Origin of the sequence: Amycolatopsis sp. cg5 (assembly GCF_041346955.1) — a bacterium.
Taxonomy (GTDB): Bacteria; Actinomycetota; Actinomycetes; order Mycobacteriales; family Pseudonocardiaceae; genus Amycolatopsis.
In genome coordinates this window covers 5,590,298-5,617,032 of record NZ_CP166849.1, presented here as the reverse complement: position 1 = coordinate 5,617,032, position 26,735 = coordinate 5,590,298, and the positions used below count along the sequence as shown (strand labels likewise).

Here is a 26,735-nt window from a genome sequence, read left to right as displayed (position 1 = left end):
TCACCGGCGTCGAGACCAAACACGAAGGATGATTGTGCAGACATTTGTCGTGGGCCTGGGCCGCGCGGGCGCCGGGCTCCACATTCCGGTGCTCGCCCGCGCGCGCTCCGCCGCCCGGCCCTTGTTCGACACACTGCCGATCGTGGCGTGTGATCCGCGCCGGACCGTCCAGGACTCCGCGGAGGTCACCGTCACCTCCACGTTCGAGCAAGCCGAACGCCTGCTCGTCCCCGCGAAGACCGTGGTGCACGTCTGCACTCCACCCGCCGTGCGTGTCACCGTGCTGGCCGAGCTGGCCGAACTGGGCTTCCGCCGGTTCATCGTGGAGAAACCGCTCGCGGTCGACACCGACGAGCTCGCGCGGGTGATCCGGCTGCGCCGCAAGTTCGGGTTGCACCTGGAGATCGTCGAGCCCTGGCTGACCAGCACGTTGACCAAAAGGCTGACCAAACTGGTCCGCGGCTCCGCGCTCGGCGAGCTGAAGTCGATCTCGATCGTGCAGAACAAGCCACGCTTCCGCCGTTCGCTGCTCGCCCCAGGGCATCCGAGCGCGTTCGACGTCGAACTACCGCACGGTGTCGGCGTGGCGCTGCGGCTCGCCGGGAACGCGCGGGTCACCCACTCCGCGGGGCAGGACCTCGTCATGGGTGAGCTGGTGGTCCCGCGCATGGGTGGCGCGCAGATCGGCCTGCGGCACAACAGCGGTGTCCGCACGCTGATCGAGTCCGATCTCACCTCGCCGGTCCGCGAACGGCGTATCACCTGCGAATTCAGCCAGGGCAGCGCGGTCGGGCACTACGCGGTCAGTGACGACGACGACCATGCCCAGTTCACCGTCATCCAGGACGGGCAGGCCACGCGCACGGTACTGCGCGACGACTCGCTGACCGCGTGGATGATCCGTGCTTACCGCAATTTCCACGCCGGCGCCGATCAGCTCAGCGCCGGGCTCGACTTCGCGGCCGAGGTCGTGCGGATCCTGGCGGTGGCGAAGAACATCTGCGCCGAGCCGGTGACGGGTGAACGGAGGGCCCGGAATGCGGGCTGAACCCGTGTTCACCGGTATCACGGACGAGGCAGCCACGGGGTTGCCGGGGCAGATCGCCGCCGCCAGGAACCTCGGCTGGGACACGGTCGAACTTCGGACGATCGACGGGCTGGCGATCGCGGAACTCGGTGACGCCCGATTCGGCGAAGTCGCGTCGGCTCTGGACAGGGCCGGGCTCGGTGTCGTGTGCGTGGCCTCCCGTATCGGCGGGTGGGCCCGGTCCACCTTCGAAGCGGACCTCGTCGAACTCGACGTGCTCGCTGCCCGGTGCGTGCGGCTGGGCGCCAGGTACGTGCGGATCATGTCCTACCCGGACGAACAGCAGTCCGAGCGCGAGTGGGCCGTCTCGGTGTGCCATCGCATCGCCGTGCTCGCCGAGCGTGCCGAACGGGCGGGTCTCGTGCTGCTGCACGAGAACTGCGCGGGCTGGGCCGCCAGGGACGCAGACCGGATGCTGGAGCTGCTGCGCGTCGCGGACAGCCCGGCGCTGAAACTCCTGTTCGACACCGGCAACGGCGTACCGTACGGCTACTCCTCCTGGCAGTTGCTGACCGAGATCGCCGCACATGTGGCACACGTGCACGTGAAGGACGCCATCGGCGACCCCGAACGACATGAGTACACGCTGCCCGGTGCCGGGCAAGCGGAGATCGCCGCCTGTGTCCGGATCCTGCGTGACCATGACTACGCGGGCGCCTGGTCGCTCGAGCCGCATTTGTCGGTGCGACCCCACGAGCGGGGACGGCTCGCCGACGACGCGATGGAGACGTTCGCCCGGTCGGCCACCGCGTTGCGCGAACTGGTCACCAGCGAGTGGGCGACCGCATGAGGGGAGCCGATCGCGAGCTTCTGCTCGGGTTGCTGGAACTGCCCACCGCGGGACCGCTCGAAACCGATGGTCCGGTGTCGCTCAGGGAAGCGATGGAACGCTACGCCGCGGCGGCCACCGCGATCGGGTTCTCGATCGTGCGCTTCGCCGCACCGGACCGGAGTGCCGTGCTGCGGCCGGACGTGCCGGTGCCGGTGCGCGAGGCGGTGCTCGCCTGCGACGGGTTTCTCGAGCGCCAGCCCAGCCTGGTGTTACGGCTCGGGCCATCGGATCCGGCGGTGATGTTCAACGTCCACCTCGACACGGTCGCCGGGATCGAACCGGTCTCATATTCGGCCGGGCGGTTCCACGGCCGGGGCGCGATCGACGCCAAAGGCCCCGCGGTCGCACTGCTGGCCGGGATCCGGGCCGCCCGCACGGCCGACCCCCGTGTCGGAGAGAAGATCGGCGTGCTGATCCAGGTGGTCTCCGGTGAGGAGGGTGGTGCGCTCGGCACCATCGGCACCCGGCCGCTGATCGAAGCCGGATTCCACGGCCGGGTCAACGTGTTCTGTGAACCCACCGGTTCGCGCTTCCTGACCAGGTGTTCGGCCGCGATGACGGCGCGGGTCCGGATCGACGGCGACGACTCGATCGATGACGAGCCGCACGCCGGGCACAACGCGACCGTCCTGCTCGGCTTCCTCGCCCAGCACCTCGCGAGTGCGCTCGGCAAGGCGTGCCCGCCGGACGGGCAGGTCTGCGTCGCCGGGCTCCGCACCGGCCCGCTGCACAACCGGGTGTACGGCACAGGGGAGCTGCTGCTGAACCTGTCCTACGGCTCTGACGAAGCCGCGACGCGGTGGTCCACTCTGCTCGAAAAAGCTTTGGACGAGGGCATTTCCGAGTTCTGCGACCGGTTCTGCGACATCCCCGCGTTCACGCGCACCGTCGTCGACGCCGCTCGGATCGTCCGGCTGGACTGGCTCAAGCGAGGCATCCCGGCGCTGCCACCGACCGAAGACGGCTGGGCGGCGGACCTGCTGGCTCCGCTGCCGCGCTGGCCCGCCGACGAGCCCGCCTTCACCTGCGACGCCGTCTGGATGGCCGCCGTGCCCGGCGCGCGGACGGTGATCGTCGGTCCTGGTTCGCTCGGCGCGAACAACGCGCACGCGAGCGGCGAGTACGCCGACGAAGCCGAGCTGGACGGCTTTTCCGGTGTGATCACCGAACTGCTGACCCGGTTCGCGGCGAAAGGAGTTTCATGACGGTCCTGGTTCCCTATCCGACCTTGCTGAAGACCACGACGGAGGTGTTCGCGGGCCGAGGGGTGCCGAGGCACCGCGCCGAACTCGCCGCGGCCGCGCTGTGCCACGGGGACCTGACCGGCGTGGGGTCGCATGGGCTGGTCAATCTCACCCGGCTGTACTTGCCGCTGTTCGACACCGGTCGTACCGACCCCGCCGCCGGCATCCGGGTGGTGAACGAGCTCGGTGCCTGCGCGCTCGTCGACGCGGGCCGGGCGCTGGGGTTGTGGACCGCCGCCGCGGCGATGGACGACGCGGCGGATCGGGCCGCACGACACGGCGTCGGGCTGGTCAGCGTCCGGGGCGCCACACACGTCGGCTGCGCCGGCTTTCACACCGCGCGCGCGGCGCGGCGCGGAATGATCGGGCTGCTGGCGTCGAATTGCGGCGGGCAGAGGATCGCCAGGCCACCAGGAGGGACGCTGGCGATGCTCGGTACCAACCCGCTGAGTGTGGCCGCCCCGGCCGGGGCCCGGCATCCGTTCGTGCTGGACATGAGCACCACCGTCGTCCCGACTGGCCGCATCAGGGCGGCCGCTCGCGACGGCCTGCCGGTCCCGCCAGGCTGGCTGGCGGACGACGACGGCACGCCGGTGACCGATCCGGAGGCGTTCGACCGGGGCGACGCGCACCTGCAGTGGCTCGGCGGGACGCCGGAAACGGGATCGTACAAGGGCTTCGGGCTCGGTGTGATGGTCGAGGTGCTGGCCGCGCTGCTGTCCGGCGCGCAGCGGGGACCGGCGGCAGGTGCGTTGACCGGCACCGGCGAGGACGACGACATCGGCGTGCTCGCCTTGGCGATCGACCCGGCCATGCTGCGTTCGGACGAGGCGTTCGCGCGCGACGCCGAAGACCTTTTCGGCTCGCTGCTCGCCTGCCCGCCGTCCGATCCGGCCAGGCCCGTCCGTTATCCGGGCTGGCCTGAAGCCGAACTCGCCGAGCAGCGGCGCGCGCGAGGTGTCCCACTCTCCGAGGCGCTCTACGGCGAGCTGTGCGCCGTCTCGCCCCAGTTGGCGGTGGCAGGCTGATGCGGGTCGGAGTGATCGGGCTCGGCGTCATCGCGCGGTTCTACCTTGCTGCGATCGAGGCTGTCCCAGGCTGGCGGCTGGGTGCTGTCTGCGACCTGGATCCGGCCATGCTGGCTCCTTTCGACGGGACCGTCCCGTGCTTCACCGACCATCGCGCGATGCTGGCCGAGGCCGGGTTGGACGCGGTGATCATCACGGCGCCGAACGACACGCACGCGCGGCTGTGTCTCGACGTGCTCGGCGCCGGTTTGCCGGTGTGCGTGGAGAAACCACTGGCCACCACTCTCGACGACGGGATCGCGGTCGACGAGATGGCCAGGCGGCGTGACGTGCCGCTCTTCACCGCCTTCCACCGGCGGTACAACTCGCATGTCCAGGCGCTGTCCGCCGAACTGGCCGATGCCCCGCCGATCACCGGGCTCACCGTGCGCTACCTGGAACGGATCGAGGAGCATGTGGGCAAGGACCGCTGGTATCTCGACGCGGCGCGGTGCGGTGGTGGCTGTGTCGCCGACAACGGGCCGAACGCGTTCGATCTGGCCGAGCTGTTCCTCGGACCACTGTGGCTGCAAGACGCGAGAATCGCCCGTGACCATGTGAACACGGACCGACAGGCGGTGCTTTCGGTACACGGCCACGCGCCCGGTGTCATCGAGCTGGACTGGTCGTTTCCCGGCGAGCGCAAGGAGATCGAGGTCAGGCTGGCCGACGGCACCACGCGGACCATCGACCTGCTGGCCGGGTACCGCGAGTTCAAGAGCTCGCTCCGGCACGAGTACCAGGGGGTGCTCACCGCGTTCGGCCACGCGGTACGTACCCATCGCCGAACCGACCGCGGACTGGCCACGCTTGCGCTGGTCGACGCCGCCTATCAGCGCGAAGGGGCCGCACGTGCTCGAGAATGGTCCTAAGAGGACAGTGCGGGGCGAGGTGGTGAAGGTACTGCTGCATCGGCGGGAAGACCGCGGGATGCGGCTGGCGGAGTTCGCCAGCCGGTGCGTGCGGCGTGGCGAAGTGCACGAGCTGGTGACCACCGACCACAGAGAGACAGCGGCGGGCTCCGTGATCGACCGGGTCGGGTTCCTTGGCTTCATCGAGATCGGGAACGCCGGTGTGCTCGACCGCGGTGACCGCGTAGTGGTGGGTGACACCGTGGTGGGCACCGTGCTCGGCTTCGACGCCTGTCATTTCCCCAACCACTACAACATCCTGATCCGGACCGAGCGGACCTGTACCGGCCCGGAACTCGGTCTCGCTCCTGGCCAGTATGTGCTCTTCGAGCAGTAGGCCGTTGAGCGGCTGCCGCTCGAGTGGGTCCTGCCGGTGTCGGGGCGCCGGCAGGACCCACCCGAGCCCGTTCATCAGCCCAGTAGCGGCACGTCCAGCGCCCCGAAGTGGTAGTCACGCACGGCCTGGACCAGTTCCTCCACGCTCAGCTGCCCGTCGCCGTCCTTGTCGATGGCGGCGAACGTCTGCGTGATCGCGGCCGGTTCGACACCGATGGCCGTCATCCACGTGCGGAACTCGCCAGGGCTGACCATGCCGTCGCCATCCGCGTCGCACAGCCCCACAATGGCCGAGATGGTCGGCCGGAGCACCCGGCTGAAACCGGCGTCGCCCTCCTGGAACAGCTGCTCTTCCACCACCTTGATGAACTGCTTCTGGTTCATGGTGCCCTTCGGGCCGACCTTGGCCTTCTCGGCGAGGAAGTCGAACATCGCCAGGAAAGCCTCCCGCACACTGCGCGCCGCGGGAACGGACGGCTCCACCGAGAACGCGGAGATGATGCGGTCGGCCTCGGCCGCGTAGTCGTCCCGCTCGATGACGCCGTTGCCGTTGACATCCCACTTCTCGAAGCGCTTCTGGAGGCGGTCATTCCGAATTGCCGTGGTCATCAGTTTCAAGTTCCTTCCGATCGGACTGACAGAACAGGAATAGCCGGGTAACCGGCTCGATTCAGAGCCTTTCCACCTCCTCCCCGGGCACCGACCCGGTGATGTCGAGCAGCCTGCGGGCGCTGCCGGTGAGACCGCTCACGCGGTAGCTGCGATGGCCGACCATCAATACGGTGACGTCGGCCCGCCGCACGGCCGTGCCGAGATCCCCGGCAGGGCAGGCGAATGCGGCGAGTTCGGCCGCCACGCCGATCAGCGGGTCGTGGTAGGTGACCCGGGTGCCACGTGCGCTCAGCTCCGCGGCCACGGGGACGGCGCGGCTTTCGCGCATGTCCGGCACACCAGCCTTGTAAGTGACGCCGAGCAACAGCACCTCGGCGTCCGCCACCGCCACGCCCGCCTGATCCAGCAGGTGAACGACGCGTTCGACGACATAGCCGGGCATCGCCGCGTCGACCTCGCGCGCGGCCCGCACCACGGTCAGGTCGAATCCCGCGCGGTCGGCGCTGTGGAGCAGATACCGTGGGTCGACCGGGATGCAGTGCCCGCCGACGCCCGCGCCGGGGGCGAACGCCTCGAATCCGAACGGTTTCGTGGCGGCGCAATGCAGGACGTCCCACACGTCGACGCCTACCCGGTTGCAGTACCGAGTGATCTCGTTGACCAGCGCGATGTTCACGTAACGGTAGGTGTTCTCCAGCAGCTTCGCCAACTCGGCCTCGCGAGTCCCCTTGGCGACCACGACCGAGTCGACCAGCCTGCTGTAGAAGGTGGCACAGTACTTGGCGCACAACGAAGTGTGGCCGCTGACGATCTTCGGGGTGTTGCGCACGCCGAATCTGCGGTTGCCGGGGTCCACTCGTTCCGGTGAGTACCCGAGCGCGAAGTCCTCGCCGGCGACCAGGCCGCCGCGTTCCAGGATCGGCCGGACCACTTCGTCAGTGGTGCCGGGAAAGCTGGTCGACTCGAGTACCACCAGCGTGCCCGGCCGCAGCTGCCCGGCGACGGCGGCCGCCGCGGACCGTACCGGGCCGAGGTCGGGTGTCCCGTCCTGGCTGAGTCCGGTCGGCACGCAGATCACGATCGTGTCGGCGCTCGCGAGCACGGCCGGGTCGGTGGTGACGGTGAACCCGTCGTCCAGCATCTGCCTGAGCCGCTGGCCGGGCACGTCCGGGCCGCCGGGGTCCCCGGAATTGAGCCGTCGCACGACCGTGGCCGAGATGTCATAGCCCGCAACGGAAAGCCCGGCAGCGTGCGCGGCGACGGCGAGCGGGAGCCCGACGTAGCCGACACCGACCACCACCAGGTCGACGGTGTCCGCTGGGCGGCCTCGCGGTGTGGGTACATCCGTGGAAGCAGTGTGAACGGTCATCGGACGGAGAAACTCCCGCTGCCGGCGGCGACGTGGGATCCGTAGTCCGGCGACACGGGCAGGGAAGGGCCGAGGCAGAACGGGGCGCCATAGATCCGGACCACGTCGCTGGTCTGGTTGACCAGCACGTGGGCCGCCGGCGGAAGCTTGTTGCACCCGTCCGGATTGCGGTACACCGTCAATTTGTTCGTTTCCAGCTCGAACACGGTCACCTTGCCGAGAGACGCCGAAGCCGCAGGAGCGTTCACGGCGAAAATCCCCAGGACGGCGAGCACCGCACCGCCTGTCTTTCCCAGCATTTTTCCTCCTCGTTATTTCCCGTGTTCACGACGCTAACAGCCGGACAACGATGTCAGCGTGATCGGGACAGACACCACCCGCGCGGGTTGCGGTGAGCCGAGCGAGTAATCCGAATGGCTGCGACGCGCGATCACTCTTACTGTCACGCAATAGCGCGATCGGACCTTTATTCACACCCTGAACGAGTTACGTGCGCGGATTGTGACACTGTCAGGCCGCCGAGGGAGCGCGGTCGAGTTCCGCCACGATTCCATCCCATAATCCGGCCCGCGCACTCAGCGTGCGCGTCACGGTGATCGCGCATTCATGCCACAGTGCGTCGTCAGCGCCACAGAGGTCTGCCACCATTTGCATGGCCATCGGTGTATGCATTTCGCCGTCGACTTCGATGTGCCGTGCGAGATAGTCCGCGAACAGGGCGAGCGGTCCGGCGGTCACCCCAGGTCCCAGCACCTGGTCGAACATCTCCGGGATCAGGTCCTCCCGGCCGAAGGCGAAGGCGGCTGCCCGGCAGTGCACCGGCTCTTCGGTTGCCAAAGCCCAGGTGGACCGGACGAAGTCGGCGGCGGTAGTAGGTACGCCGGCGGCTAGCAGAGCGTCCGGCACCGTGTGACCGGAGCCGAGCAGCCGCAGGAACTCGTCGAGCGGGCCTGCATCGGCTCCCGCCTGTGTCATGGCCGCACGATAGAGTTCGAAATGACTGGTGAACCCACCGTTGAAATCGTCACTTTCCTCGATCAGCACAATGTCGTTGATGAGCCGCCTGCTCAACGGGTGTCCGGAGGGAAGCCAGGGGACCTGCACGCAAGTCAGGTCCCGTTGTAAAGATTTCAGCAAGGACATGAAATCCCAGACGGCGAACACGTGGTGGCTCATGAAAACGGCCACCTCGGCGGGCGACGAGATGCGCCGGTAGATCGGATGGGCTGTGACCGCTGTCCTGGCCGCGCTGATCTCCGTGCGGATACGGCCGACGCCCGGAAAAGGGCCGGCTCCGTGATAGCGAGTCATGAAACACCTTCCGATCGGGAAACGTGAAACACCTACATATGACAGTGGAGGTCGGTTCACATTTTGGCAATCGCCGGGTGCGGGATTCACCTCGGCCGGGCGAGTTCGGTATTCCGGTGGACAACTCGCCGTGTGCCGGTTCGGCCGGTCCTGGAAGGTGCGACAACCGACTGGGTGTAGATCATCATCCGATCGTCGCGTCTTCCGCATCACCATGATCATTTGTCCCATACTGCTCAGGGTGCGAACTCCTGAACCGATCCCACTATCCACAAAGGCCAAACAGCGACCGATGAATTCCAGTACGGGTTCGACCGCCGTCCAACGCCCCGCGGCGATGGACGGGGTCGTCGCTGCTACGCGGGCCTGGCTCACTGAACTCGACGAGGTGGTCGCGGTCAGTCCCGGCGTCGACGCGGGGCGGCCGGTGATCGACGTGTGGGTCAGCCGGCGGCCCGAGGGGAAGCGGATTCCCAGCCACTGCCACGGCGTGCCGGTCCGCCTGACCTGCCTGTTCCCGTTGTCCGCCGGAGTGCCCACTCCCCGTAGCACTGAGGACCCCGACCTGTGACCACGTCGTGCTCCGACATCGAAGCGCGGCTCTCACCGCTGGATGTCGCATTCTTGGGCTTGGAGAAGGCCGCGCCGATGCACCTGGGCGCCGTCCTGACGCTGACTCCGACCCCCGCGGGCGACGTACCCGCGCCGGCAAGCGTCGCCGAGGTGCTGCGGGAACGGGCGGCACGGATGCCGCGGCTACGGCAGCGCATCACCTCGACGTGGACACCACCCGGTGGGGCGCGGTGGAACGAAGACCCCCGCTTCGACGTGCGGGCGCATATCCATACCCATCAGGTTCCCGGCGGGGGATGGGACGCGCTGTGCGCGTTGACCGCGGAGTTGCTGCGGTGGCCGCTGGAACTGGACCGTCCGCCCTGGGGCCTGCATGTGGTCGGTGGCCTGGACGGTGGCGCGGTCGCGGTGGTGGTGTTGCTGCACCACGCGCTGTGCGACGGTGCCGCGGCGATCAAGCTCGGCCTGTCACTGCTCGACCCCCGGTCTGCCACAGGCTCGGCGCTCGCCGATGAGGGGAGCGGCGTGCCGATGTCGAGATCCGCGGTGTCATCTTGGCCGCCGAGCCCTCGCGAATTGCTGCGCGGCGCCGCTTCGGCGGCCGCCGAAGCCGGAACCGTGGCACTCGCCACCACGGTCGAGATCGCGCGGGACCCCGTCGCGGCGGCCGGCCGTGGCAGGGCCTGGCTGGCGACGGGCACCGGCATCGCCGTGTCGGTTGTGCGGCAGATGCGGTTGCCCGCGCCACGCTCGGCATTGGCCGCCGCGGTGCCACGGCCGCGGTTGCGCACGCCACTCGCAGCGCGGCCGGCGCCGTCTCCTCGAGTGGTGCGGATGATCCGTCTCGACGAAGCACGGATTCGACGGATCAGGCGTGGTCATGGCGGTACCAGTCACGATGTCATGCTGGCCGTCCTCACCTGCGCGCTGCGCACCTGGCTGCAGGCTCGCGGCGAACCCGTCGACGACGTGAGCCTGCGGGCCTTGATCCCGGTCAACCACCGCGCCCGTTCCATCACCGGCGGGGCGAACCAGCTCTCGGGCTATCTGGTCGATCTGCCGGTCGCTCAACCGGATCCCGTCGCCCGGCTGGCCGCGGTGCGCGCAGCGATGCACGTCAACAAGACGGCCGGGCCCGGCCGTGGCGCGGGCGCATTGCCGCTGCTGGCCCATGCGGTTCCACCGGCGGCGCATCGGGCTTTGGCGCCTTTGGCCGCCCGGCACACTCGCGTCCTGTTCGACCTTGTCGTCACCACTGTACGGCTGCCGGCAGTCCCCCTGTCCCTCGCGGGCGCGGCGATGGGCGAGGTGTACCCACTCGTGCCACTGGCACCCGGCCACGCGCTCGGAATCGCACTCTGCCACCACCGGGGCGCACTCCACATCGGTCTGCACGGCGACGCCCGCACCATGCCTGACGTGGACAAGCTGGCCGAGGCCATTCCCAGTGCCGTGACCAAGCTCGCTGACACTGTCACCTGACCCGGGATACATACGACTCTGCCGTCGAAACCGACGGGCGTCCGAGTCCACTGACAATCTTCCTCGAATCCGCGGTGGAAAGCGGACCCCTGAGTGAGCGATTGTGCTGGATACTGCGACTTCCGCGGTTCCATCAGTATGAAATACATTGTAATTTCATCTGCCGGAACGATGATTTGTCAGTGGTTGGGTCAGGCGTAAAATGGAACCGTTACTGGGCTGCGAAACACCGAGCCACTTGTCTTGTTTCGGGCTCATGTCGCACAACGGCCGTCGCGGATGTGCGGCGACCAGGCCCGGAGACTGCCCGGTGGCCGAGCGCGCGGGTGTCACGCACCGACCAACATGCCTGGTGAACGGGGTCGCACCGGTGGTCAGGTCGAGTGCCTGACCACCGAGGCGGCGAATGCGTTGATCGCGGATCCCGGTCAAGGCGACGCTGGTTCGAGCCGGTAGGAGGCAGCAGATGAGCGGGTTCGAGGAGTATGACGCCATTGTGGTCGGGGCAGGAGCGATCGGGCTCAGCGCGGCGAAAGCGCTTACGCGACGGAAGATGCGGACCTTGGTGCTCGAGGCGGGGCAACTGTTCCATGAGCACGGCAGTTCCGGTGGAACGGTGCGGCACTTCCGGCTGCAGTACTCGCAGGAGGATCTCAGCGTGCTCGCCATGCAAGGACTGCGGGAATGGAGCCACTTGGAGGTCGAGTCCGGACGCCGCCTGCTGCATCCGGTGGGCAGTCTCTGGTTCGGCGACACCGAGGCGGAGACGAACGAAGGTCAGATCTCGTCCACGGCCCGGGTCATGGACAACCTCGGCATCCCATATGAGTGGCTGCGTGCCCGGGACCTGCAGAACCGCTTCGGGTTCACCGACCTGCCGAGGCACTACGAAGGTTTCCTTCAGCCCGACGGTGCCATCGTTGATGTGAAGGCCACCCTGTTCGCGCTTTATGGGCTGTCGGTGCGGGCCGGCGCGCGAGTGGTGCCCGGATCGAGGGTCCACTCGCTCACACCGGCCCGTGGAAAGATCCGGGTCGAGGCCGCTTCTGGGAACTACCTGGCGGAAACCGTCGTACTCGCCGCCGGCGCGGGCACCAACTCTCTGCTGTCTCCGCTCGGGGCGGCCATGGACTACCGGGTGTTCGAGATGGCGAACATCCAGTTCGCTCCGGCAGGCCGGGCACCAGCCTTGCCGTTCTGGTCCGCCTTCCAGCAGCCGACCAGCGCCGACGCCAGCCTCTTCCACGGTTTCGGCCCCTTGCCGTGGGCTAGGACGAACGAGTGCCGGATCGCCCCCGACTTCGAGATCGACGAGCTCGAACCGTCCGCGACGCCTGCCCTCGTTCCCCGGGCGAAGGACGTGTCACGGGCCGAGAACTGGGTGCGGCGGCACATGCCCATGCTCCGCCCGGAACCCTTGCATGCGAGCACCTGCCAGGCGGTGCTGCCGAGGGACCTGGACCGGCAGTTCTACCTGAGCCTGGTGGATTCCCCTGCGCTCGACGGCGCGCGGCTGGCGGTGTTCGCGGCCGGGTGGGGGTTCAAGTTCGTACCGACCTTCGGGCAGGTCCTGGCGGACTGGGCGGGCACGGGCAGCACGGACGTCGCTGTCGCGAGGTTGTCGATGGCCCCCGCCGTCAGCTGAGCGCGGTGGGGACCTCTTGGCGGCCCGCCGCGCCGACGAAAGCCGCATTCCGCGCCAAGCCCGTAAGCGGCGACGTCGGTGCCCAAGCAGCTCCTTCGACACCGGCGTCGCCTGGAATCGGGAACGTCAAGCTCAGACGCCCCGAAGGTTTCCTGCCGCCGCAGTGCGTGCCCATAGTTCTGCTGCCAGCACGTCCTGGACGTCGCGCGGCTCGGAACGCCACTGATCCGCCGCTGTGACCACGTCGGCGACAGTGTCCACGATCGACGTGAAGCTCGTCTTTCCGTCGAGGAACGCCGCCACCAGCTCCTCGTTCGCCGCGTTGTACACCGCTGGAACGCAACCACCCGCGGCACTCGCATAGCGGGCGAGTTGCACGGCTGGGAACACTTCGTCGTCCAGCGGTTCGAATGTCCATGACGTCGGTGAATTCCAGGTGCACGCTGCTGCGGCCTTGTCGACGCGGCGAGGCCAGTGCATTCCCAGCGCGATGGGAAGTCGCATATCCGGCGGACTGGCCTGTGCCAACGTGGATCCGTCGACAAAGGTGACCATCGAATGAACAACAGATTGGGGATGTACCACGACTTCGATGTCCGAAGCCCTGATGCCGAACAATAACTGTGCCTCGATGAGTTCCAGTCCCTTGTTCATCAACGTCGCCGAATTGATGGTGACGACCGGCCCCATCGACCAAGTCGGGTGGTTGAGGGCCTCCGCGGGAGTGACCTGGCTCAGTCGTGCTCGGGTGTGGCCCCGAAACGGGCCACCCGACGCGGTCAGCACCAGCCGGGCGACCTCCTCCTTGCGGCCGGACCGCAATGCCTGGGCGATCGCCGAGTGCTCGGAGTCGACCGGTACCAGCTGCTCTGGTCTCGCGGCCGCGAGAACGAGCGGTCCGCCGGCGACCAGAGACTCCTTGTTCGCGAGCGCCACTGTCGCACCGGTGCGGAGCGCGCACAGCGTGGGCTCGAGACCTTGCGAGCCCGCCATTCCGTTGAGGATGACGTCCGCGGGCACGGCGTCGATCAGATCGCTGACCGCGGCGAGCCCCGCGAACACCTGGGGGAGCGCGCCGATGTGCGCACCGTCGCCCCGGCGCCTGGCCTCTTCTCGTAAGGCATGCAATACCGGTTCGGCGGAACCATGGGTGATGGCGATCGCGGCAACGGAATGTTCGAGCGCCTGTCTGGCGAGAGCTGCCGGATCAGAACCTCGCGCGGCGATACCGCTGATCGCGAACAGGTGTGGGTTGCGCTTCGCGATGTCAAGAGCTTGACGGCCGATCGAGCCGGTAGAGCCTAGGATCAGGATCCTGCGCTGAGCGGTCATCTCGTCAAGTGTTCTCCGGGAGCCGGTCACGGTCCAGTTCGCAGGCTTTTTGTTCCGTGTCACGGAACACGTTCCGGCCTATGGGCTGGACATCGGGTAGTCAAGAGATCGCGGCGTAGATTCGCGTTATGTTCAAGTCTCCGTCGGTCAGGGTCTCGGCTCCCGCGAAGATCAATCTTCATCTCGGCGTCGGCAACCTGCGGCCGGACGGCCGCCATGACCTGGTCACTGTGTTTCAAGCTCTTTCCTTGACCGATGAAGTCGTCGTCAGCGTCTCGGCCGACCCCGGGGTCGAAATACGAGGCGAGGGCGCAGGGACGGTAGCGAGAGGAGCGGCCAATCGTGCCTGGCAAGCCGTGCTGGCGCTAGCTGAGCACTGTGGACGATCCACAGCCGACATTGATGTCCGTCTCGCTTTGCACAAGAAGATTCCTGTCGCCGGCGGTATGGCGGGTGGAAATGCCGACGCGGCGGCAACCCTGGTGGGACTGGCCGAGTTGTGGAAGCTCGACCTGACCCGCGCGGAACTGGCCACCGTGGCAGCCCGCTTGGGGAGTGACGTGCCGTTCCATCTATTCGGGGGACATGCGCTCGGGACCGGGCGTGCCGACGAGTTGATGGGCGTCGACATCCCGCACCAGTTCCATTGGGTGGTCGCGCTCGACCATGGAGGGCTGTCGACGCCGTTGGTGTTCGAAGAGCTCGAACTCCTCCGTGCGAGAGCACAGCCGCCGCGGGTCGGCCACTATCCGCCCCTTCTCGATGCTCTGTCGTCAGGAGACCCCGGACAGTTGGCTCTTTTACTGGGGAATGACCTGCAGGCGGCCGCACTTTCGATCCGGCCGAGGCTTGGTCGTACCCTGGAAGCCGGACTCTCAGCAGGCGCGCTGGGAGGCTTGATTTCCGGTTCTGGTCCCACCTGTGTATTTCTCTGCCAGGACCATGCGCACGCACTGCGAGTGGGAAGACGGCTTTCCGGGTACGAGGGCTGCCGTGCTGTCAAAGTCGCTTGTGGACCTGTGCTCGGCGCCCGGGTAGTCGATCGTCAAGGTGAGTTCGCCTGACCGGCGGACTGCTCGGCCCGGCCGGTCGCCGGGCTAAGTCTGATTCGTTTCATCGTCCTGTTGCTCGGCGGTCTCGCGTGCTTCAAGATGCGTTCGGAGCGTTTCGATCAGTTTGGGCAGCTCACGCTGAGCGGCCTCCAGTTGAGTGAGCATGCCTCGCTGATCTGTGGCGGTTTCGAGCATTCTGTCCGACAACCACATCGCGGTCGCGCCGCCTCCCAGTGGAGGCGGCCGGCGCAAGCTGTCCGACCTGCCGACTATGCGAGTGATCGTTTCCAACGTCGCTTCGAGTGCGGCGATGACTTGGTGGTCGGGAATCTCGTCTTCCGCGTGCTGATCGCTGTCAACGGCAGCGGGCCCGGCGTGCCGGCCGTGTTCCACGGTCGCTCCTTCGTGTTGGCGGGGCATCGAATGTACAACGAAGGAAGCGGGCTGTTGTGTTGTGCGGGTTTCACCTTCGGACTCTGTCTTTTCTTTGGCGAAAACTGCCCGAAAGAACACGGCGAGGCGGGGGACGTTGTTCGGTTCTGCTCTCGTTGGGGTGCGCTAAGCAGCAGGTCAGCCGATAGGTGTAGCCAGAAAGTCAGTGGAACGTGGTAATAGGTGCAGTAAACCAGCTACTGACTGGCCTGCGGCTCGTTGTGGCTACACGATGTGGAAGCGAAAGAAAGCCAGATCGCCAACCGAGTTCGGATGGGGCTTGACCGTGGACAGGGCATCGGAGACCTCAGCAGTCGACTTGCTCCTCAAGCTGGCGGCCGAGGGCAGGCTGGTGATGGACGCGGCCGACGCGGACGCCGTTCTTTCAGGTCTTAGGCGCACGCTGCTGATCGGGCACACACGGCTGGCGGACGCGGCGGTCGCCCGCGGCGCAGGCCCGGCAGGATTCACCGCTGACGCGCTCGGGCAGAAGGTGATTGATCTGAGCGTCGCCGAGTTGACGGAGCCGGGGCGTCCCCGATACGTGCTGGATGAGCTGTCGAAGTGCGTAGAAGCGTTGAGCCTTGTGACAAAACTGTCGGGCTTTGGCGACCATTTCGTGTAACTAGTGGAAACGTCTATGCAGATTCAGGGTATGCATAGTATTGGTGTTCAATTTATGAAGCATGAAGATTTGCGTCGGTAGAGACAAAATGAAGACGCGTGCCCGACCCTGAAAAGTGAAGAGTCCAGCGTGGCTGGGAAGGGTGATCGGGATGAGGTTGAACAGGCGGGAATATGCGATCTTGCGGGCGGTGGCGGCCGGCAGGGGAATGCTGGTCGCGTTCTGCGAGCCAGATCTCGTCGTCGATGGTGGGTGGTGTGACCATCGCGCCGTGCATCGGCTGCTGGAATTGGGGCTGATCACCGCGGAACAACAGGTGCCGTTCGGGCAGCAGGCCCGTGCGATGGTGACTCGATCAGGAGCCGATGTGCTGGCAGGAACTCCCGATCTGGTCGCTTGAGCGGGCCGTGACCCAGAAGTTCCGAGCCCAGGAGCCACCTGGATCACGAACTGGTGTGCGCACGATGTCCGCTCCGCGCGTCAGGGACGTGGCGACTGCTGATCGGCGCGACGCCTGTCAGCCCCGCGAAACCGGGGCCTTTCCGGCGGCAGGGCGATCCGTGTCCGGAGTCGTGATCCCGAGGACCGCGGCTGAGACGTCCTCGAAGATCGGAGTCGCCTCGGTCGTCGCCGACTCGGCAGTGGTGGTGGAGTCCATCCGCGTCACCATCCTCATTTTCTCCTGTCACCGGTTGGGCTACCAGGCGTTCGTGTCTGATTCTACAGTGGACCTCGTGTCACCATCGGGTGGTGACCTGGTGCCATATGCGGACAGGAACAGACGCGGGAACGACGTTGTCGTGCGGTGGCCGCTTCACCTCTGATCACTACGCTGCGAGGTCGCTGCGCTTGGGCGAGTCGCCGGTGGTGATCCGCGTGGTGCTGCCGAGGGTGCCGAGTTCCTCGACGATGGCGGTCAAGCTGACCGGGTCCCAGATCAGGCCACCGTGGCTGGTGACGATCTCGTGGTGGCGAGCTGCGGGATCGAGGCAGCTGCGCCAGTCGACGATGCGATCTCTGCGGGAGTAGATCGACAGGAACGGCACCGCGTCGGGGAATGGGCCGGTGAGGTCGGCTCGCAATGGTGCGCAGCAGGTGCCCCAGAGACAGCCGGGGCGCAGCAAGCCCGGCACACCGATCGCTCCGGCGGCCCCCAGCGCGGTGACGTGAACCCACAGCAGTGGATGCACCGCGAGCATCCGGGTCAGCGGGGAGCCCAGTGTGATCAGGCCGCGTAGCAGTTCGGGGCGGCGGGCGGCGACGGCGCGGGCGAACTGCCCGCCACGGCTGTGCGCGATCACCACCGCCGGCGCCGAGGTGTACTCGACCAAGCCCGTCAGTGAGTCCTCGACAGCCTGGGCGGTGGCTTCGCCGCATCCGATGCCGAACCGGACTGGAGCCACCCGCACACGGCAGTTGAGCCGTTGCAGCAGCTGCTGTAGTGAGGACAACAGCATAGGGGTGCTGCCCATGCCGCCGACCAGCAGCACCGGCAGGCCAGCCATGTCCAACGGCGGTGTACGCCACAGCGGATGCCGTTCGATCGCGAGGCGCTGCCGGAAAGCCTGTGCCTCGTGCCACAACGGGACCCGTAACGCTGCCGCCAGCCGGGCCAGCCCCCCTCCGTTTCCCGCCATGCGGCTCACTGGTGAGTACGGCACTGTGATGTTCCGCGTCATCATGCTCACCTTCTATGAGTCGCCCGCCCGCGCCTCGTCGGGCAGACCGGAGAACCTCATCGGGGTACACGTATGGTCACTGTGTCAGGTTCGATCCCGTCACAGCACGCACCCGGTGAAGACCTGCACAAACGTGTGGTAATCCTGCACCAACGTCACATTCATGTCGACGCACCATCGGGGGCGCGCACGCTTCACGTGTCCAGAGCCCGCTGGGCGCGTGTCCCCGGCTGGCGGCTCGCGCAGGTTTCTTGTGCGGCCAGGATGGCTTGAGCGGGTCGTGTCTGTGCGTTCGCCCAGCCGGGCGGGCCTCACCGGGCTATGACGGGTAGCCGCGAAAACCCCCTGAGCACACGGGATCGAAGCCGTTGTGGCTTGCCGGCGAGAACAAGGTCCGGATACCGGTCGAACAACCTGCGCACCGCGACTGTCACCTCGTGAAGCGAAAGGGCGGATCCCAGGCAGAAATGGATACCGGCGCCGAACGCGAGATGGCTACGCGCGTTCGCGCGGCCCGGTGTGAACACGTCCGGGTGCGCGAAGACGTCAGGGTCACGGTTGGCTGCCGCAAGGAGAACAACCACGGGCGTTCGGGCCGTGATCAGCTGCCCGGCCACTTCTGTGTCGACCTTCGCGACCCGAACCGTGTATTGCACGGGAGAGTCGAACCGCAGCGATTCCTCGACGATGGGAAGGTAGTCGCCGCTCGACGGGCGCAGACCGGGATCGCGTAGCAACGTGTGCAGGGTGTTGCCCATGAGGTTGACGGTCGTGGCGAAGCCACCCAGCAGCAGCATCTCGCAGGTGGCGATGGCGTCCTTGACGTCGAGGTCGACCGGGCAACGGCGGGCCAGGTCGTCGATCAGCGCCGCACGGCTCGGGTGGGGGGCCTCGATCCGAGCTCGGAAGTAGTCGGACATCTCGGCCACCGCGGCGTCGGAGAGCCGACAGTCCCGGACCGAACGTGGCCCGTCCAGCAGGCGGGCAAAGAGCCGCGCCCAACTCGCGAAGCGGGGAGCGTCTTCGACCGGGAGGCCCAGTATGCGGCAGGTCGTCCACAACGGGATGGTTTCGGCGAACCGCGCGATGAGGTCGATCGGTTCCCCGGCGGGAAACCGGTCAAGGCAGTGTTCGATCACTTCGCCAAGGTAGCCGTCTATCTCGGTCAGCCGGTTCCTCGCGAAAGGGGGGCCTGCCTGGGCGCGCAACTCGGTGTGGTGCGGCGGATCCATTCTGAGGAAGGCGTCATCGAGTGGATGCACGGACTGACGCTCGCCCTGCGCTGGTCGTTTCGGTGACCCGGCGAGCCTGGCTCCGAAAGCGTCGCTGCGCAGAACCTGCCGCGCGGTGGGGTGCGACGCGGTGAACAGCAGGCCCCGGCGGCTTGCGACGAGTTCGCTTCTTCGGCGGATCGCATCGTAGTGGCGATGGCCATCCCTGCTGGGCTTCAGCCTCAGTAGCGAGGCGCAAGGGTCGCCACGTACCGAATCCAACGCGAGACGGGCTTGAGATTCGAGCAGCGCGGCCCTGCGGTAGCGGGTGTGCGGAGAACTCATGCCGGGTGCCTCGCACCGTCCACTTTGGTCGGATGGTATGCGGACCAGTAGAACTGACGATAGAAGTTCTCGGCAAGTGTGACCCACAGTTCCAACTGACTGGCGTCCCGGAGAAATCGGTGCATGTTGACCAGCAACCATGTCCAGACGGCCTGACTGTCCCGGCACCCGTTACAGTCCCCCGAGGTGCAGCAGAACTGCACCGTGTGGTCGGTCCGGTAGGTGTTGAAGCCACGGAGAACCGGATGACCGTCGGCGAGGCGGTCGGCGTGCGCCGGATGGTCGACACTGATGCTCGGGCACGTTTGATAGCCGAAATCTGCCCAGTGCGAGCTGCCCGTGACCAGGGTTTCGAAGTAGTACGGGTGGCCAATGACCACGTCGGGGTACTTTTCCTGGATCCGGATCATTTCGTCGATCGCGCGGCGGCTTTCACTGATTCTGGCCTCGGGGTCGGTACCGTAGTCACTGTAGAAGCCGAAGTTGACCTGGTTCCCGTTTTCGGCGATCGCCGCGACGGTGTCCTCCATGTACGGGATGCCGAATTCGCTGATCGTGTAGATCCAGACGGCACGTGGATCGTCCTTGTAGGCGTCGAGCCCGCACTGGAACAAGCCCTTCACCTCGCCCCCGTTCGGCCGGTGCCCGCGCAGTTGGTCATCGATCGGCCCACCACCCCACAATGACACCGCGACATTGACGTTCTCAAGTCCGTCGCGAGGTACCGGACGGGTCCCATTGGTCACCACGGTGACGTAAGGCAGCGTTTCCGCGAACACCCGGAGCCGGTCCGGAACGAGAGCGGGTTCGCCGCCCAGCAGCAGAGTGTGCGTGACTCCGGAGGTCCGCAAACCGCGGGCGAATTCGCGAATGGTGTCGAGGTCCCGGATCTCGACACTGTCCGTGTCCATTCCGTGGGCGAAGAACCAGCATCCTTTGCAGCGGAGGTTGCAGGCATCCGTGACGAACACTTCGGCGGTCCGGACTCCACGGGAAAAGCCGGTCAGGCGGAGCAGCCGCTCTTGCAACGCCGGGTCGCCTGCCACCAGTTCGAGCGCTCGTGACAGCACCCGTTCCTTGCTCGGTTTGATTTCGATGTGCACCGCTGATGACATGTTCCCTCATCCTGAACGACGCGCGGCCGGTCATATCAGGCTGACTGAGCCGCAGACGCGTGGTCGTTGTACTCGCGGGATACTTCGGGTCGGCAGACCACGATGATCGCCCGCCCGGCAGCACGCGTCGAGGAACTTGTATCAAAGGGCAAGAAGCTTGGACAGAAGTCTCGGCGCGGCTTGTCCCGCCGTGGTCGGAACTGGTTCGTCGTACCCCGATCGCCATCGGCCGAGGACCTCGACACGGGCCGCACAGTGGGGCAGCCGGCCCTCGGCGGGTCGTTGCGGACACTGTGGAACAGTGCTTCGTGGACAGTCGCCTCGGCGAATCCGGAGGCCGCATCCGGCTTGGCGGCATGATCATTCGCGGTCTTGGGCAGGCCGCCGGTCAGCCTTCACAGGTGACGTAGTGTCCGTTGAGGTCGTCGGCGGCGCCGGTGACAAGGCGGACGAGCTCTCCGGTCGCTCGGTCCACCGGAGTGAACCGCCCGGCCGCGCGTTCGGCGCTGATCCAGCCGAGTATCCGGTCGGCGCCCTCGTCCCCGACCTCGCCGCGGTCGAGGTGACGCGCGGTGATCCCGATGTCGACCAGCCCGGGGTCGAAGTTGACCGCGACCACACCGGTGCCGCGCAGTTCGCCCGCGATGTTCTCGATCAGCTTGATCTGCCCGGCCTTGGCCGTCGAGTAGGCGCTGGCGTCCGGCCAGCGCCGTCTGCCCGCTGTGCTGACCACGGCGATGATCCGGCCCCGGCTGTTCTCGAGCATGCCCGGCAGCGTCGCACGGATCGCGAGTTCGGTGCCGCGGACGGCCACCTCGATGGCGCGCCACCACTGCGCGTGATCGACCTGCCAGGTGGAGCCCAGCGGCCCCGGCACCGCGGCGTTGCACACCAGTGCGTCCACGCCGCCGAACCGGCTCACCGCCGCGCGCATGGCGTGCTCGGACAGCGTGCTGGCCACCGCCCAATCGATCCGGGCGCCCCGTTCGGCCGCGGCCTGAGCGGTTTCGCGCAGTGCGACCTCGTCCCGGCCGGTGATCAGCACGTCGGCGCCGGAATCGGCCAATGCGTCCGCGAACGCCCGGCCGAGTCCCTTGCCGCCGCCGGTGACCAGCACCGACTGGCGGGTCACCCCAGACCTCGCAATGCTCGAATGTCGACCTTCCCCGCGGCGTTGCGTGGCATCCGGTCAAGTCGCTCGACCAGCCTGATCCGCTGGTGCGGTGCGACGCGCTCGGCGACGTAGGCCATCAGCTCGTCGTCGGGTACCGGGCCTTCGGCGACGACGTAGGCCTTCGGCACCTCTCCCGCGGCCGGATCGGGCTCGCCGAGCACCACCGCGTCTTTCACCCGCGGGTGTGAACGGAGGATCTCCTCCAAGGCAGCGGGCGCGACCTGATGTCCTTTGTACTTGATGATGTTCTTCAGCCTGCCGACGATTCTGAGCGCACCGCCATCGGTACGGGTGACGAGGTCGCCGGTCCTCAGCCAGCCGGTCACCTCGGGGATCACCTGGGGGCCGCGGATCCACAGTTCGCCTGGTGTCCCTTCGGCCACCTCCGCGCCGGTAACCGGGTCGATCAGCCGGATCTCGGTGCCTGGCAGCGGGACGCCGACCGTGCCGGGAGGACAGTCGACCCCATCGGACATGAAGCTGATGCAGCCCGCCTCGGTCATGCCATAGCCCTGCACCACCCGTGTGCGCCAGCTCGCTTCGAACGCGGCGGCGGTCGCCTCTCCCAGAGGCGCCCCGCCCGACGCGACGGCGCGAAGATGATGGCGGGGCGGTGGGATGGTCGTGAGCTCGGCGATGGCACTGGGCACGAGGTAAGCGATGGTGACGCGATGGTCGACAATGGACTCGGCCGTGCGGTCGGGGGAGTACCGGGTCGGCCCCAGCACGATAGGCGACGCGCGGCGTAGCGCGTGGTTCATCACCATCTGCATGCCGTAGATGTGGCCGAGCGGGGTGATCCCGAGCACGACGTCTTCGCTGTCGAGACTGTGTGCAGCCTCGATCTGCGCCAGATTGGCCGTCAGGTTGTGGTGGGTGATCGCCACGGTTTTCGGCTTGCCGAGTGTGCCGGAGGAACGGCAGAGCACCGCCGTCCGGCTACCGTCGCCCGGCGCGAAGGGGGGCGGCACCGCCGGGAGCACGAGTTCGCCCACCCGCAGGGCCCTCGGGTGGCTTGGCAGCTGGTCGTCCGTGAGCACGATGACGTCGTACGAGTCTTGGCCGGTGTTCGCGAGCCGTTTCCACGCGGCGTGGTCCAGTACCGCGGCCGCCGCGTCGGTATTACGAAGAGACGTCAGCCAGTCCTCGGGCACGCTTCTGGGATCGAGGGGAAGTACCGCGGCCCCGACGGCGAGCACCGCGTGAAAAGCCGCGATGTAGTAAGGGCTGTTTTCCGCGATCAGCGCGATGACTTCGCCTGTGCCAAGCCCTCGGGATCGGAAGTGGTGTGCCAGCCGCAGGATCTCGCGCGCGAGCGTTCCCCGCGTCCACACCTGCCCGCCGTCCGAGATGTCAGCGATCACCGCGACGCGGTCGTCGTCGACGGCTAGCGCCAGGTTCGGTCCCCAGATCGCTTCGACCAGACTGATTTCACCAGGTTCCGGGTAACCGCTCATGGCCGCACCAGCACCTTGACCGCCGTCCGCGCTCGCATGGCTTGATAACCGTCGTCGACTTGGGCGAGCGAGACCTCGAGATCGAAGATCGGCGACGGGTCGAGCGCGCCGCTCAGCACGTCCGCCAGCAGCTCGGGTTGATACCGGCGTGCCGGAGCCAACCCGCCGGTGACGGTCACGTTGCGCAGGAACCTGGTCATCAGGTTCAGCTCGCCGTGCGGTCCACCGACAATGCTCACCGTGCCGCCGTCGCGGCACAAGACGAAGGCCGTTGACATCGAATCCTGTTCGCCAACGCAGTCCACCACGACATCGACACCCAAACCGCCGGTACGATCGAGCACCCGTTCGGTCAGTGCGTCGTTGCCGTCGAGCACCTCGGTGGCGCCGAACCCGGTCGCCATGGACGCTCGTGCCGCGTGGTGGCCGACGAACAGGATCTGAGCGGCTCCGGCGCGCCGCGCGGCCAGCACCGCGCACAGTCCGACGGCGCCGTCACCGATAACCGCGACCGTCGAACCGGGCACGGTGCCCGCCGCGATGATCCCGTGCTGCCCGGTCGACATCACGTCGGCCAGCGCGAGCACAGCCGGAAGCCGTTCGTCGCGCTCGTCCATCGGCACGGTGACCAGTGTGGCGTCGGCGAACGGGACACGGACGGCTTCGGCCTGGCCACCATCGCCGGCCACACCGAACATGCCACCGTTGCGGCAGCCCCCGAACATCTCGGATCGGCACGGCGCGCAGGTTCCGTCGGCGAAGACGAACGGCGCGACCACGAGGTTGCCGACGCGGACGTTCCGTACGTTCGCACCGATCTCTTCGACGACGCCGACGAACTCGTGCCCGCACCGCGGACCTTGCACCGGCCCCGGTTGGCCACAGTAGCCGCGGAGATCGGTGCCGCAGATCGCCGCGGCGACCACGCGGACGACGGCGTCGTCTGGTGCCTGTACACCTGCGTCAGGCACGTGGTCGACCACGACGTCCAGTGGACCACGGAGAATGGCCGCTCTCACTTCTTCCTCGCTATGGTCAGGCCGTCGGCGATGGGGAGCAGCACCGATTCCACTCGTTCGTCGGCGCGGACGTGGTGATTGAACAAATCGATCGCCGCCGCGTTGCCCTGGCGATCGGGATCGGCGGCCTCGCCCGCGTAGAGCACGTTGTCGGCCAGCAGCAGCCCGCCGGGGCGGACACGTGGCACCAGCAGATCCCAGTAGCCGATGTAGCCGACCTTGTCCGCGTCGAGGAACACGATGTCGACGAACTCGTCGTCCGGCAACTGCGCGAGTTCCGTGGCGGCGGGCCCGATGTGCTGCTTGATCATGTCGCCCACCCCTGCTTCCTCCCACGCCTCGGTGGCGATCTCCAGCCACTGCTCGGAGATGTCGTAGGTGTGCACCACCCCGCCGTCCGAGACGCCGAGTGCGAACGCGAGTGTGGAGTAGCCGGTGAACGTGCCGACCTCGACCACCGTGCTGGCGTTCGCGATCCGGGTGAGCAACGTCAGCAGGACACCCTGCTCGTGCGGAATCTGCATCTCGGCGACGCCGCCTAGTGCGTGTGTGCGTTCGATGAGCCTTTGCTGTGCCTTGGAAGGTGGTTCCACCTGTCGTTCGAGGTAGGACTCAATGGCGGGGGTGACCACGATCCTCTTCGCCTCGGTGAGAGTCATACGTTCTCCTTGGGATTGTTTGCGGCTTCGGCGATGGTGGCCGCCAGATCGAGCAGCGGCTGGTGAAGACCGTCCGGCGCGACCGCGACTTGACCGCGCAGTCGTGCGGCGGGTGGGGTTTCGACGAGATCGTCATGTGCCGCCTGGGCCCGCGACGCCAGTGATCGCAGGAATCCACGGCGGTCACAGGGCGCACGACGGACGCCGAAGTAGGTGTCGAAAATGTCGAACTCGGCGTCGGTCACGGGAGCGGACGCGCGTCCTGCGTCGCGGAGCAGGGAGCCGCCTTCGGGGACGAGCCTGCGCGCCACCGCTATATGGACCCTGCGGTTGCGCAGCAAGGCATCGCGCAGCACGGTGTCGTGCGGCTTGGCCGCTTCCAACATGCGGAGCACCCGGTGGTAGTCGCGTCCCCAACGACCGCTGAACGCCGGGTCCGCCGCCATCATCGATGGACGGATCCGCTCGCGGTAAACGATCTCGGTGAAACTTCCCGTATAGAGCAGCAAGATCGAGTACTGGTCGAACAGCCAGGCCGGGTCGAAATCAGGTTTGCCGCCGGAGGCGATTTCAGCGAGATTGTCGGCAATCAGCCGCCAGACGCCGAAAGCGATCTGGTGTCCGAGCACCCATCTGTACAGCGGATCGGCTGCGACCCGCGGAGGGATGTCTGGATCAATGACCGCCGCTGCCGGGTCCCAAAACATGTCTGGCGCTGGGAGGGTGAGCGGCGGCGGGTGCGCGGTCACCCCGGCTCTCGCACGTGTTGTTCGACGATGTCGGCGGCGGTGCGCACGTCCACGTCGAGCGGCCGGTCCTGGGTGATCGGCGCTATCGAGGCGGCGAGTTCGTCGAACAGCGCGGCACAGGGCGCGGCCGTCGGGCGCCTGGCGCCGACGTGCACGGCCTGTCGCAGCGCGAGAGCCAGCGAACCGAGCAACAGTTTCAACGATGCCGCCGATTCCAAAGCGGTGAGCGCGGCCTGCGTGCCGAATGGCACCACGTCCTGGTTGTGCAGGTTGGTTGGCAGGCTCTGGGCGCTGGCTGGAGTTGCCGCACGCCGCATCGAAGCGACGATGGCCGTCGATGCCAGCTGTACGCCCTGCACGGCGTGTTGCCTGCCGGGCGCGGTGGAGAGCATCGGCGGGAGACCGGTGTTGCGGGCCGGGTCGACCAGCAAGTCCAGCTGGCGTTCCAGCAAGTTGCCCAGTTGCGCCGTCACCACGGTCAGCAGGTCGGCCACGAACGCACAGGGCTGGCCGAAGAAGTTGCCACCGTGTGCGACCAAGCCATCCTCGGGGAAGAACAGCGGGTTGTCACTGATCCCGTTGAGGTCGTTGGTCACCACCGTGCCGACATAGCCGAGCGCCGACTCGGCGGCGCCGAGCAACTGCGGCGTACACCTGATGCTGTAAGGCTCCTGCAGCGGCCGGTCGCCGCTCGGGGACACACCGGCGAGCCGAGCCGAGATCCGGGCGCCGACGGCGGCAGCCTCGGGGTGCCCGTACGCGGTCAGCAACGCGGGTTCGAGGAACGCGGGTGTGCAGCCCAACAGGTCGGCCAGCAGCGCGGTGGTGGCCACGATGCCCGCGTGCGAACGCCGGACCGAAGACCAGGCGAGGCCCGCGGCCGCCGCGGTCAGTGAGGTCCCGTTGACCAGGCCGAGCGCGTCGCGCCCGTCCAGCTGTAGTGGGGTGAGGCCCGCTGTGGCCAGTGCCTGTTCGGCTGACATCCGCATGCCGTCGACATAAGCGTGCCCCCGGCCGCGCAGGCTCTGCGCGATGTAGGCGAGCGGGATAAGATCTCCGCTGGCTCCCACTGAGCCGAGTGTCGGCACCGCGGGGGTGAACGAGGTGGCCAACATCTCGCAAAGCCTGTCGATCACCTCAGGTGCGACGCCGCCGTGCCCCCTGGCCAGCGACCACGTCCTGGCCAGCACGGCTGCTCGCACAACCGGCAGTGGCAGATCGGGGCCTTGGCCGGCGGTGAGGTGCTGCAGCGCGTTGTCGCACTGGTCGGCGGCCTCGTCGCGGCCTGCGAATCCGACCAGCGGACCGAAACCGGTGGTGGCACCGTAAACAGCACGGTCATTGCCGATACACTCGTCCACAAAGGAGCGGCAATCTCGCATTTTTGCGCGGGCGTCGTCCGGCAATTGAATTTCGA

Annotated in this window: 28 protein-coding genes; 12 read left to right on the top strand and 16 right to left on the bottom strand. The window is 67.2% G+C overall.

What is annotated here, in order from left to right:
- Positions 1–28 precede the first annotated feature (28 nt).
- Genes AB5J62_RS24845 through AB5J62_RS24820 form a run of 6 tightly spaced genes read left to right on the top strand, consistent with a single transcriptional unit; the run spans position 29 to position 5,478 of the window.
- Complete coding sequence (locus tag AB5J62_RS24845) at positions 29–1,048, top strand: Gfo/Idh/MocA family oxidoreductase (protein WP_370942344.1); 1,020 nt, start codon at positions 29–31, stop codon at positions 1,046–1,048.
- Entirely contained in the window at positions 1,038–1,877 is an 840-nt protein-coding gene (locus AB5J62_RS24840) for a sugar phosphate isomerase/epimerase family protein (RefSeq protein WP_370942343.1), read from the top strand. The genes AB5J62_RS24845 and AB5J62_RS24840 overlap by 11 nt, the downstream gene beginning before the upstream one ends.
- Positions 1,874–3,124, top strand: a complete 1,251-nt coding sequence (locus AB5J62_RS24835; RefSeq protein ID WP_370942342.1) for a M20/M25/M40 family metallo-hydrolase — start codon at positions 1,874–1,876, stop codon at positions 3,122–3,124. Before AB5J62_RS24840 ends, AB5J62_RS24835 begins: the two co-directional genes overlap by 4 nt.
- Positions 3,121–4,191, top strand: a complete 1,071-nt coding sequence (locus AB5J62_RS24830; protein WP_370942341.1) for an Ldh family oxidoreductase — start codon at positions 3,121–3,123, stop codon at positions 4,189–4,191. The genes AB5J62_RS24835 and AB5J62_RS24830 overlap by 4 nt, the downstream gene beginning before the upstream one ends.
- Complete coding sequence (locus AB5J62_RS24825) at positions 4,191–5,102, top strand: Gfo/Idh/MocA family protein (protein ID WP_370942340.1); 912 nt, start codon at positions 4,191–4,193, stop codon at positions 5,100–5,102. Before AB5J62_RS24830 ends, AB5J62_RS24825 begins: the two co-directional genes overlap by 1 nt.
- A gap of 22 nt (positions 5,103–5,124) precedes the next feature.
- Positions 5,125–5,478, top strand: a complete 354-nt coding sequence (locus AB5J62_RS24820) for a hypothetical protein (RefSeq protein WP_370942339.1) — start codon at positions 5,125–5,127, stop codon at positions 5,476–5,478.
- Between the two features lie 74 nt (positions 5,479–5,552).
- On the opposite strand, the gene AB5J62_RS24815 is transcribed toward AB5J62_RS24820, so the two are convergent.
- From AB5J62_RS24815 to AB5J62_RS24800, 4 genes are all read right to left on the bottom strand, one after another.
- Positions 5,553–6,086, bottom strand: coding sequence for an EF-hand domain-containing protein (locus AB5J62_RS24815; RefSeq protein WP_370942338.1), 534 nt, complete (start codon positions 6,084–6,086; stop codon positions 5,553–5,555).
- 61 nt (positions 6,087–6,147) lie between these two features.
- A complete protein-coding gene (locus AB5J62_RS24810; RefSeq protein ID WP_370950322.1) occupies positions 6,148–7,386 on the bottom strand; it encodes a nucleotide sugar dehydrogenase in 1,239 nt (412 codons plus the stop codon).
- Positions 7,387–7,454: 68 nt separating this feature from the next.
- Entirely contained in the window at positions 7,455–7,757 is a 303-nt protein-coding gene (locus AB5J62_RS24805) for a hypothetical protein (RefSeq protein ID WP_370942337.1), read from the bottom strand.
- A 211-nt stretch (positions 7,758–7,968) separates the two neighbouring features.
- A complete protein-coding gene (locus tag AB5J62_RS24800) occupies positions 7,969–8,769 on the bottom strand; it encodes a DUF3050 domain-containing protein (protein WP_370942336.1) in 801 nt (266 codons plus the stop codon).
- Between the two features lie 292 nt (positions 8,770–9,061).
- Between AB5J62_RS24800 and AB5J62_RS24795 the strand changes: the two genes are divergently transcribed.
- From AB5J62_RS24795 to AB5J62_RS24785, 3 genes are all read left to right on the top strand, one after another.
- On the top strand, positions 9,062–9,340 hold the full coding sequence (locus AB5J62_RS24795) for a hypothetical protein (protein WP_370942335.1): 279 nt from the start codon (positions 9,062–9,064) through the stop codon (positions 9,338–9,340).
- Positions 9,337–10,824, top strand: coding sequence for a wax ester/triacylglycerol synthase family O-acyltransferase (locus AB5J62_RS24790; RefSeq protein ID WP_370942334.1), 1,488 nt, complete (start codon positions 9,337–9,339; stop codon positions 10,822–10,824). The genes AB5J62_RS24795 and AB5J62_RS24790 overlap by 4 nt, the downstream gene beginning before the upstream one ends.
- Positions 10,825–11,290: 466 nt before the next feature.
- A complete protein-coding gene (locus tag AB5J62_RS24785; RefSeq protein ID WP_370942333.1) occupies positions 11,291–12,469 on the top strand; it encodes an NAD(P)/FAD-dependent oxidoreductase in 1,179 nt (392 codons plus the stop codon).
- Positions 12,470–12,601: 132 nt separating this feature from the next.
- On the opposite strand, the gene dxr is transcribed toward AB5J62_RS24785, so the two are convergent.
- Entirely contained in the window at positions 12,602–13,801 is a 1,200-nt protein-coding gene (gene dxr, locus AB5J62_RS24780) for a 1-deoxy-D-xylulose-5-phosphate reductoisomerase (RefSeq protein WP_370942332.1), read from the bottom strand.
- Between the two features lie 128 nt (positions 13,802–13,929).
- On the opposite strand from dxr, the gene AB5J62_RS24775 reads away from it, so the two are divergent.
- Positions 13,930–14,865 carry a 4-(cytidine 5'-diphospho)-2-C-methyl-D-erythritol kinase gene (locus AB5J62_RS24775; RefSeq protein ID WP_370942331.1) on the top strand — a complete coding sequence of 312 codons (936 nt, stop codon included), beginning with the start codon at positions 13,930–13,932 and terminating at the stop codon, positions 14,863–14,865.
- 33 nt (positions 14,866–14,898) lie between these two features.
- Here the strand turns inward: AB5J62_RS24775 and AB5J62_RS24770 are convergent, their stop codons facing one another.
- Complete coding sequence (locus AB5J62_RS24770) at positions 14,899–15,246, bottom strand: hypothetical protein (RefSeq protein WP_370942330.1); 348 nt, start codon at positions 15,244–15,246, stop codon at positions 14,899–14,901.
- 358 nt (positions 15,247–15,604) lie between these two features.
- Between AB5J62_RS24770 and AB5J62_RS24765 the strand changes: the two genes are divergently transcribed.
- Positions 15,605–15,910: a hypothetical protein gene (locus AB5J62_RS24765; protein ID WP_370942329.1), complete on the top strand. Its 306-nt coding sequence runs from the start codon at positions 15,605–15,607 to the stop codon at positions 15,908–15,910.
- 151 nt (positions 15,911–16,061) lie between these two features.
- Positions 16,062–16,310, top strand: a complete 249-nt coding sequence (locus AB5J62_RS24760) for a hypothetical protein (RefSeq protein WP_370942328.1) — start codon at positions 16,062–16,064, stop codon at positions 16,308–16,310.
- Positions 16,311–16,427: 117 nt separating this feature from the next.
- On the opposite strand, the gene AB5J62_RS24755 is transcribed toward AB5J62_RS24760, so the two are convergent.
- From AB5J62_RS24755 to hutH, 10 genes are all read right to left on the bottom strand, one after another.
- Positions 16,428–16,568, bottom strand: coding sequence for a hypothetical protein (locus AB5J62_RS24755; protein WP_370942327.1), 141 nt, complete (start codon positions 16,566–16,568; stop codon positions 16,428–16,430).
- A 169-nt stretch (positions 16,569–16,737) separates the two neighbouring features.
- Complete coding sequence (locus AB5J62_RS24750; RefSeq protein WP_370942326.1) at positions 16,738–17,589, bottom strand: alpha/beta fold hydrolase; 852 nt, start codon at positions 17,587–17,589, stop codon at positions 16,738–16,740.
- Between the two features lie 311 nt (positions 17,590–17,900).
- The gene (locus AB5J62_RS24745; RefSeq protein ID WP_370942325.1) at positions 17,901–19,145 is read right to left on the bottom strand and encodes a cytochrome P450; all 1,245 of its coding nucleotides are present in this window, start codon (positions 19,143–19,145) and stop codon (positions 17,901–17,903) included.
- Positions 19,142–20,260: a radical SAM protein gene (locus AB5J62_RS24740; protein WP_370942324.1), complete on the bottom strand. Its 1,119-nt coding sequence runs from the start codon at positions 20,258–20,260 to the stop codon at positions 19,142–19,144. The genes AB5J62_RS24745 and AB5J62_RS24740 overlap by 4 nt, the downstream gene beginning before the upstream one ends.
- A gap of 388 nt (positions 20,261–20,648) precedes the next feature.
- Positions 20,649–21,392, bottom strand: coding sequence for an SDR family NAD(P)-dependent oxidoreductase (locus tag AB5J62_RS24735; RefSeq protein WP_370942323.1), 744 nt, complete (start codon positions 21,390–21,392; stop codon positions 20,649–20,651).
- Complete coding sequence (locus AB5J62_RS24730; protein WP_370942322.1) at positions 21,389–22,891, bottom strand: class I adenylate-forming enzyme family protein; 1,503 nt, start codon at positions 22,889–22,891, stop codon at positions 21,389–21,391. The genes AB5J62_RS24735 and AB5J62_RS24730 overlap by 4 nt, the downstream gene beginning before the upstream one ends.
- Complete coding sequence (locus AB5J62_RS24725; RefSeq protein WP_370942321.1) at positions 22,888–23,910, bottom strand: zinc-binding dehydrogenase; 1,023 nt, start codon at positions 23,908–23,910, stop codon at positions 22,888–22,890. Before AB5J62_RS24725 ends, AB5J62_RS24730 begins: the two co-directional genes overlap by 4 nt.
- Positions 23,907–24,569, bottom strand: coding sequence for an O-methyltransferase (locus AB5J62_RS24720; protein WP_370942320.1), 663 nt, complete (start codon positions 24,567–24,569; stop codon positions 23,907–23,909). The genes AB5J62_RS24725 and AB5J62_RS24720 overlap by 4 nt, the downstream gene beginning before the upstream one ends.
- Entirely contained in the window at positions 24,566–25,318 is a 753-nt protein-coding gene (locus AB5J62_RS24715) for a hypothetical protein (RefSeq protein WP_370942319.1), read from the bottom strand. The genes AB5J62_RS24720 and AB5J62_RS24715 overlap by 4 nt, the downstream gene beginning before the upstream one ends.
- On the bottom strand, positions 25,315–26,700 hold the full coding sequence (gene hutH / locus AB5J62_RS24710; protein ID WP_370942318.1) for a histidine ammonia-lyase: 1,386 nt from the start codon (positions 26,698–26,700) through the stop codon (positions 25,315–25,317). The genes AB5J62_RS24715 and hutH overlap by 4 nt, the downstream gene beginning before the upstream one ends.
- Positions 26,701–26,735 lie beyond the last annotated feature (35 nt).

Excerpts from the sequence above, each read along its gene's own strand:
- AB5J62_RS24845 (WP_370942344.1), top strand. The coding sequence starts at position 29 with ATGATTGTGCAGACATTTGTCGTGGGCCTGGGCCGCGCGGGCGCCGGG.
- AB5J62_RS24840 (WP_370942343.1), top strand. The coding sequence starts at position 1,038 with ATGCGGGCTGAACCCGTGTTCACCGGTATCACGGACGAGGCAGCCACG.
- AB5J62_RS24835 (WP_370942342.1), top strand. The coding sequence starts at position 1,874 with ATGAGGGGAGCCGATCGCGAGCTTCTGCTCGGGTTGCTGGAACTGCCC.
- AB5J62_RS24830 (WP_370942341.1), top strand. The coding sequence starts at position 3,121 with ATGACGGTCCTGGTTCCCTATCCGACCTTGCTGAAGACCACGACGGAG.
- AB5J62_RS24825 (WP_370942340.1), top strand. The coding sequence starts at position 4,191 with ATGCGGGTCGGAGTGATCGGGCTCGGCGTCATCGCGCGGTTCTACCTT.
- AB5J62_RS24815 (WP_370942338.1), bottom strand. The coding sequence starts at position 6,086 with ATGACCACGGCAATTCGGAATGACCGCCTCCAGAAGCGCTTCGAGAAG.
- AB5J62_RS24805 (WP_370942337.1), bottom strand. The coding sequence starts at position 7,757 with ATGCTGGGAAAGACAGGCGGTGCGGTGCTCGCCGTCCTGGGGATTTTC.
- AB5J62_RS24800 (WP_370942336.1), bottom strand. The coding sequence starts at position 8,769 with ATGACTCGCTATCACGGAGCCGGCCCTTTTCCGGGCGTCGGCCGTATC.
- AB5J62_RS24795 (WP_370942335.1), top strand. The coding sequence starts at position 9,062 with ATGAATTCCAGTACGGGTTCGACCGCCGTCCAACGCCCCGCGGCGATG.
- AB5J62_RS24785 (WP_370942333.1), top strand. The coding sequence starts at position 11,291 with ATGAGCGGGTTCGAGGAGTATGACGCCATTGTGGTCGGGGCAGGAGCG.
- dxr (WP_370942332.1), bottom strand. The coding sequence starts at position 13,801 with ATGACCGCTCAGCGCAGGATCCTGATCCTAGGCTCTACCGGCTCGATC.
- AB5J62_RS24775 (WP_370942331.1), top strand. The coding sequence starts at position 13,930 with ATGTTCAAGTCTCCGTCGGTCAGGGTCTCGGCTCCCGCGAAGATCAAT.
- AB5J62_RS24760 (WP_370942328.1), top strand. The coding sequence starts at position 16,062 with ATGAGGTTGAACAGGCGGGAATATGCGATCTTGCGGGCGGTGGCGGCC.
- AB5J62_RS24755 (WP_370942327.1), bottom strand. The coding sequence starts at position 16,568 with ATGGACTCCACCACCACTGCCGAGTCGGCGACGACCGAGGCGACTCCG.
- AB5J62_RS24750 (WP_370942326.1), bottom strand. The coding sequence starts at position 17,589 with ATGACGCGGAACATCACAGTGCCGTACTCACCAGTGAGCCGCATGGCG.
- AB5J62_RS24745 (WP_370942325.1), bottom strand. The coding sequence starts at position 19,145 with ATGAGTTCTCCGCACACCCGCTACCGCAGGGCCGCGCTGCTCGAATCT.
- AB5J62_RS24740 (WP_370942324.1), bottom strand. The coding sequence starts at position 20,260 with ATGTCATCAGCGGTGCACATCGAAATCAAACCGAGCAAGGAACGGGTG.
- AB5J62_RS24730 (WP_370942322.1), bottom strand. The coding sequence starts at position 22,891 with ATGAGCGGTTACCCGGAACCTGGTGAAATCAGTCTGGTCGAAGCGATC.
- AB5J62_RS24720 (WP_370942320.1), bottom strand. The coding sequence starts at position 24,569 with ATGACTCTCACCGAGGCGAAGAGGATCGTGGTCACCCCCGCCATTGAG.
- hutH (WP_370942318.1), bottom strand. The coding sequence starts at position 26,700 with ATGCGAGATTGCCGCTCCTTTGTGGACGAGTGTATCGGCAATGACCGT.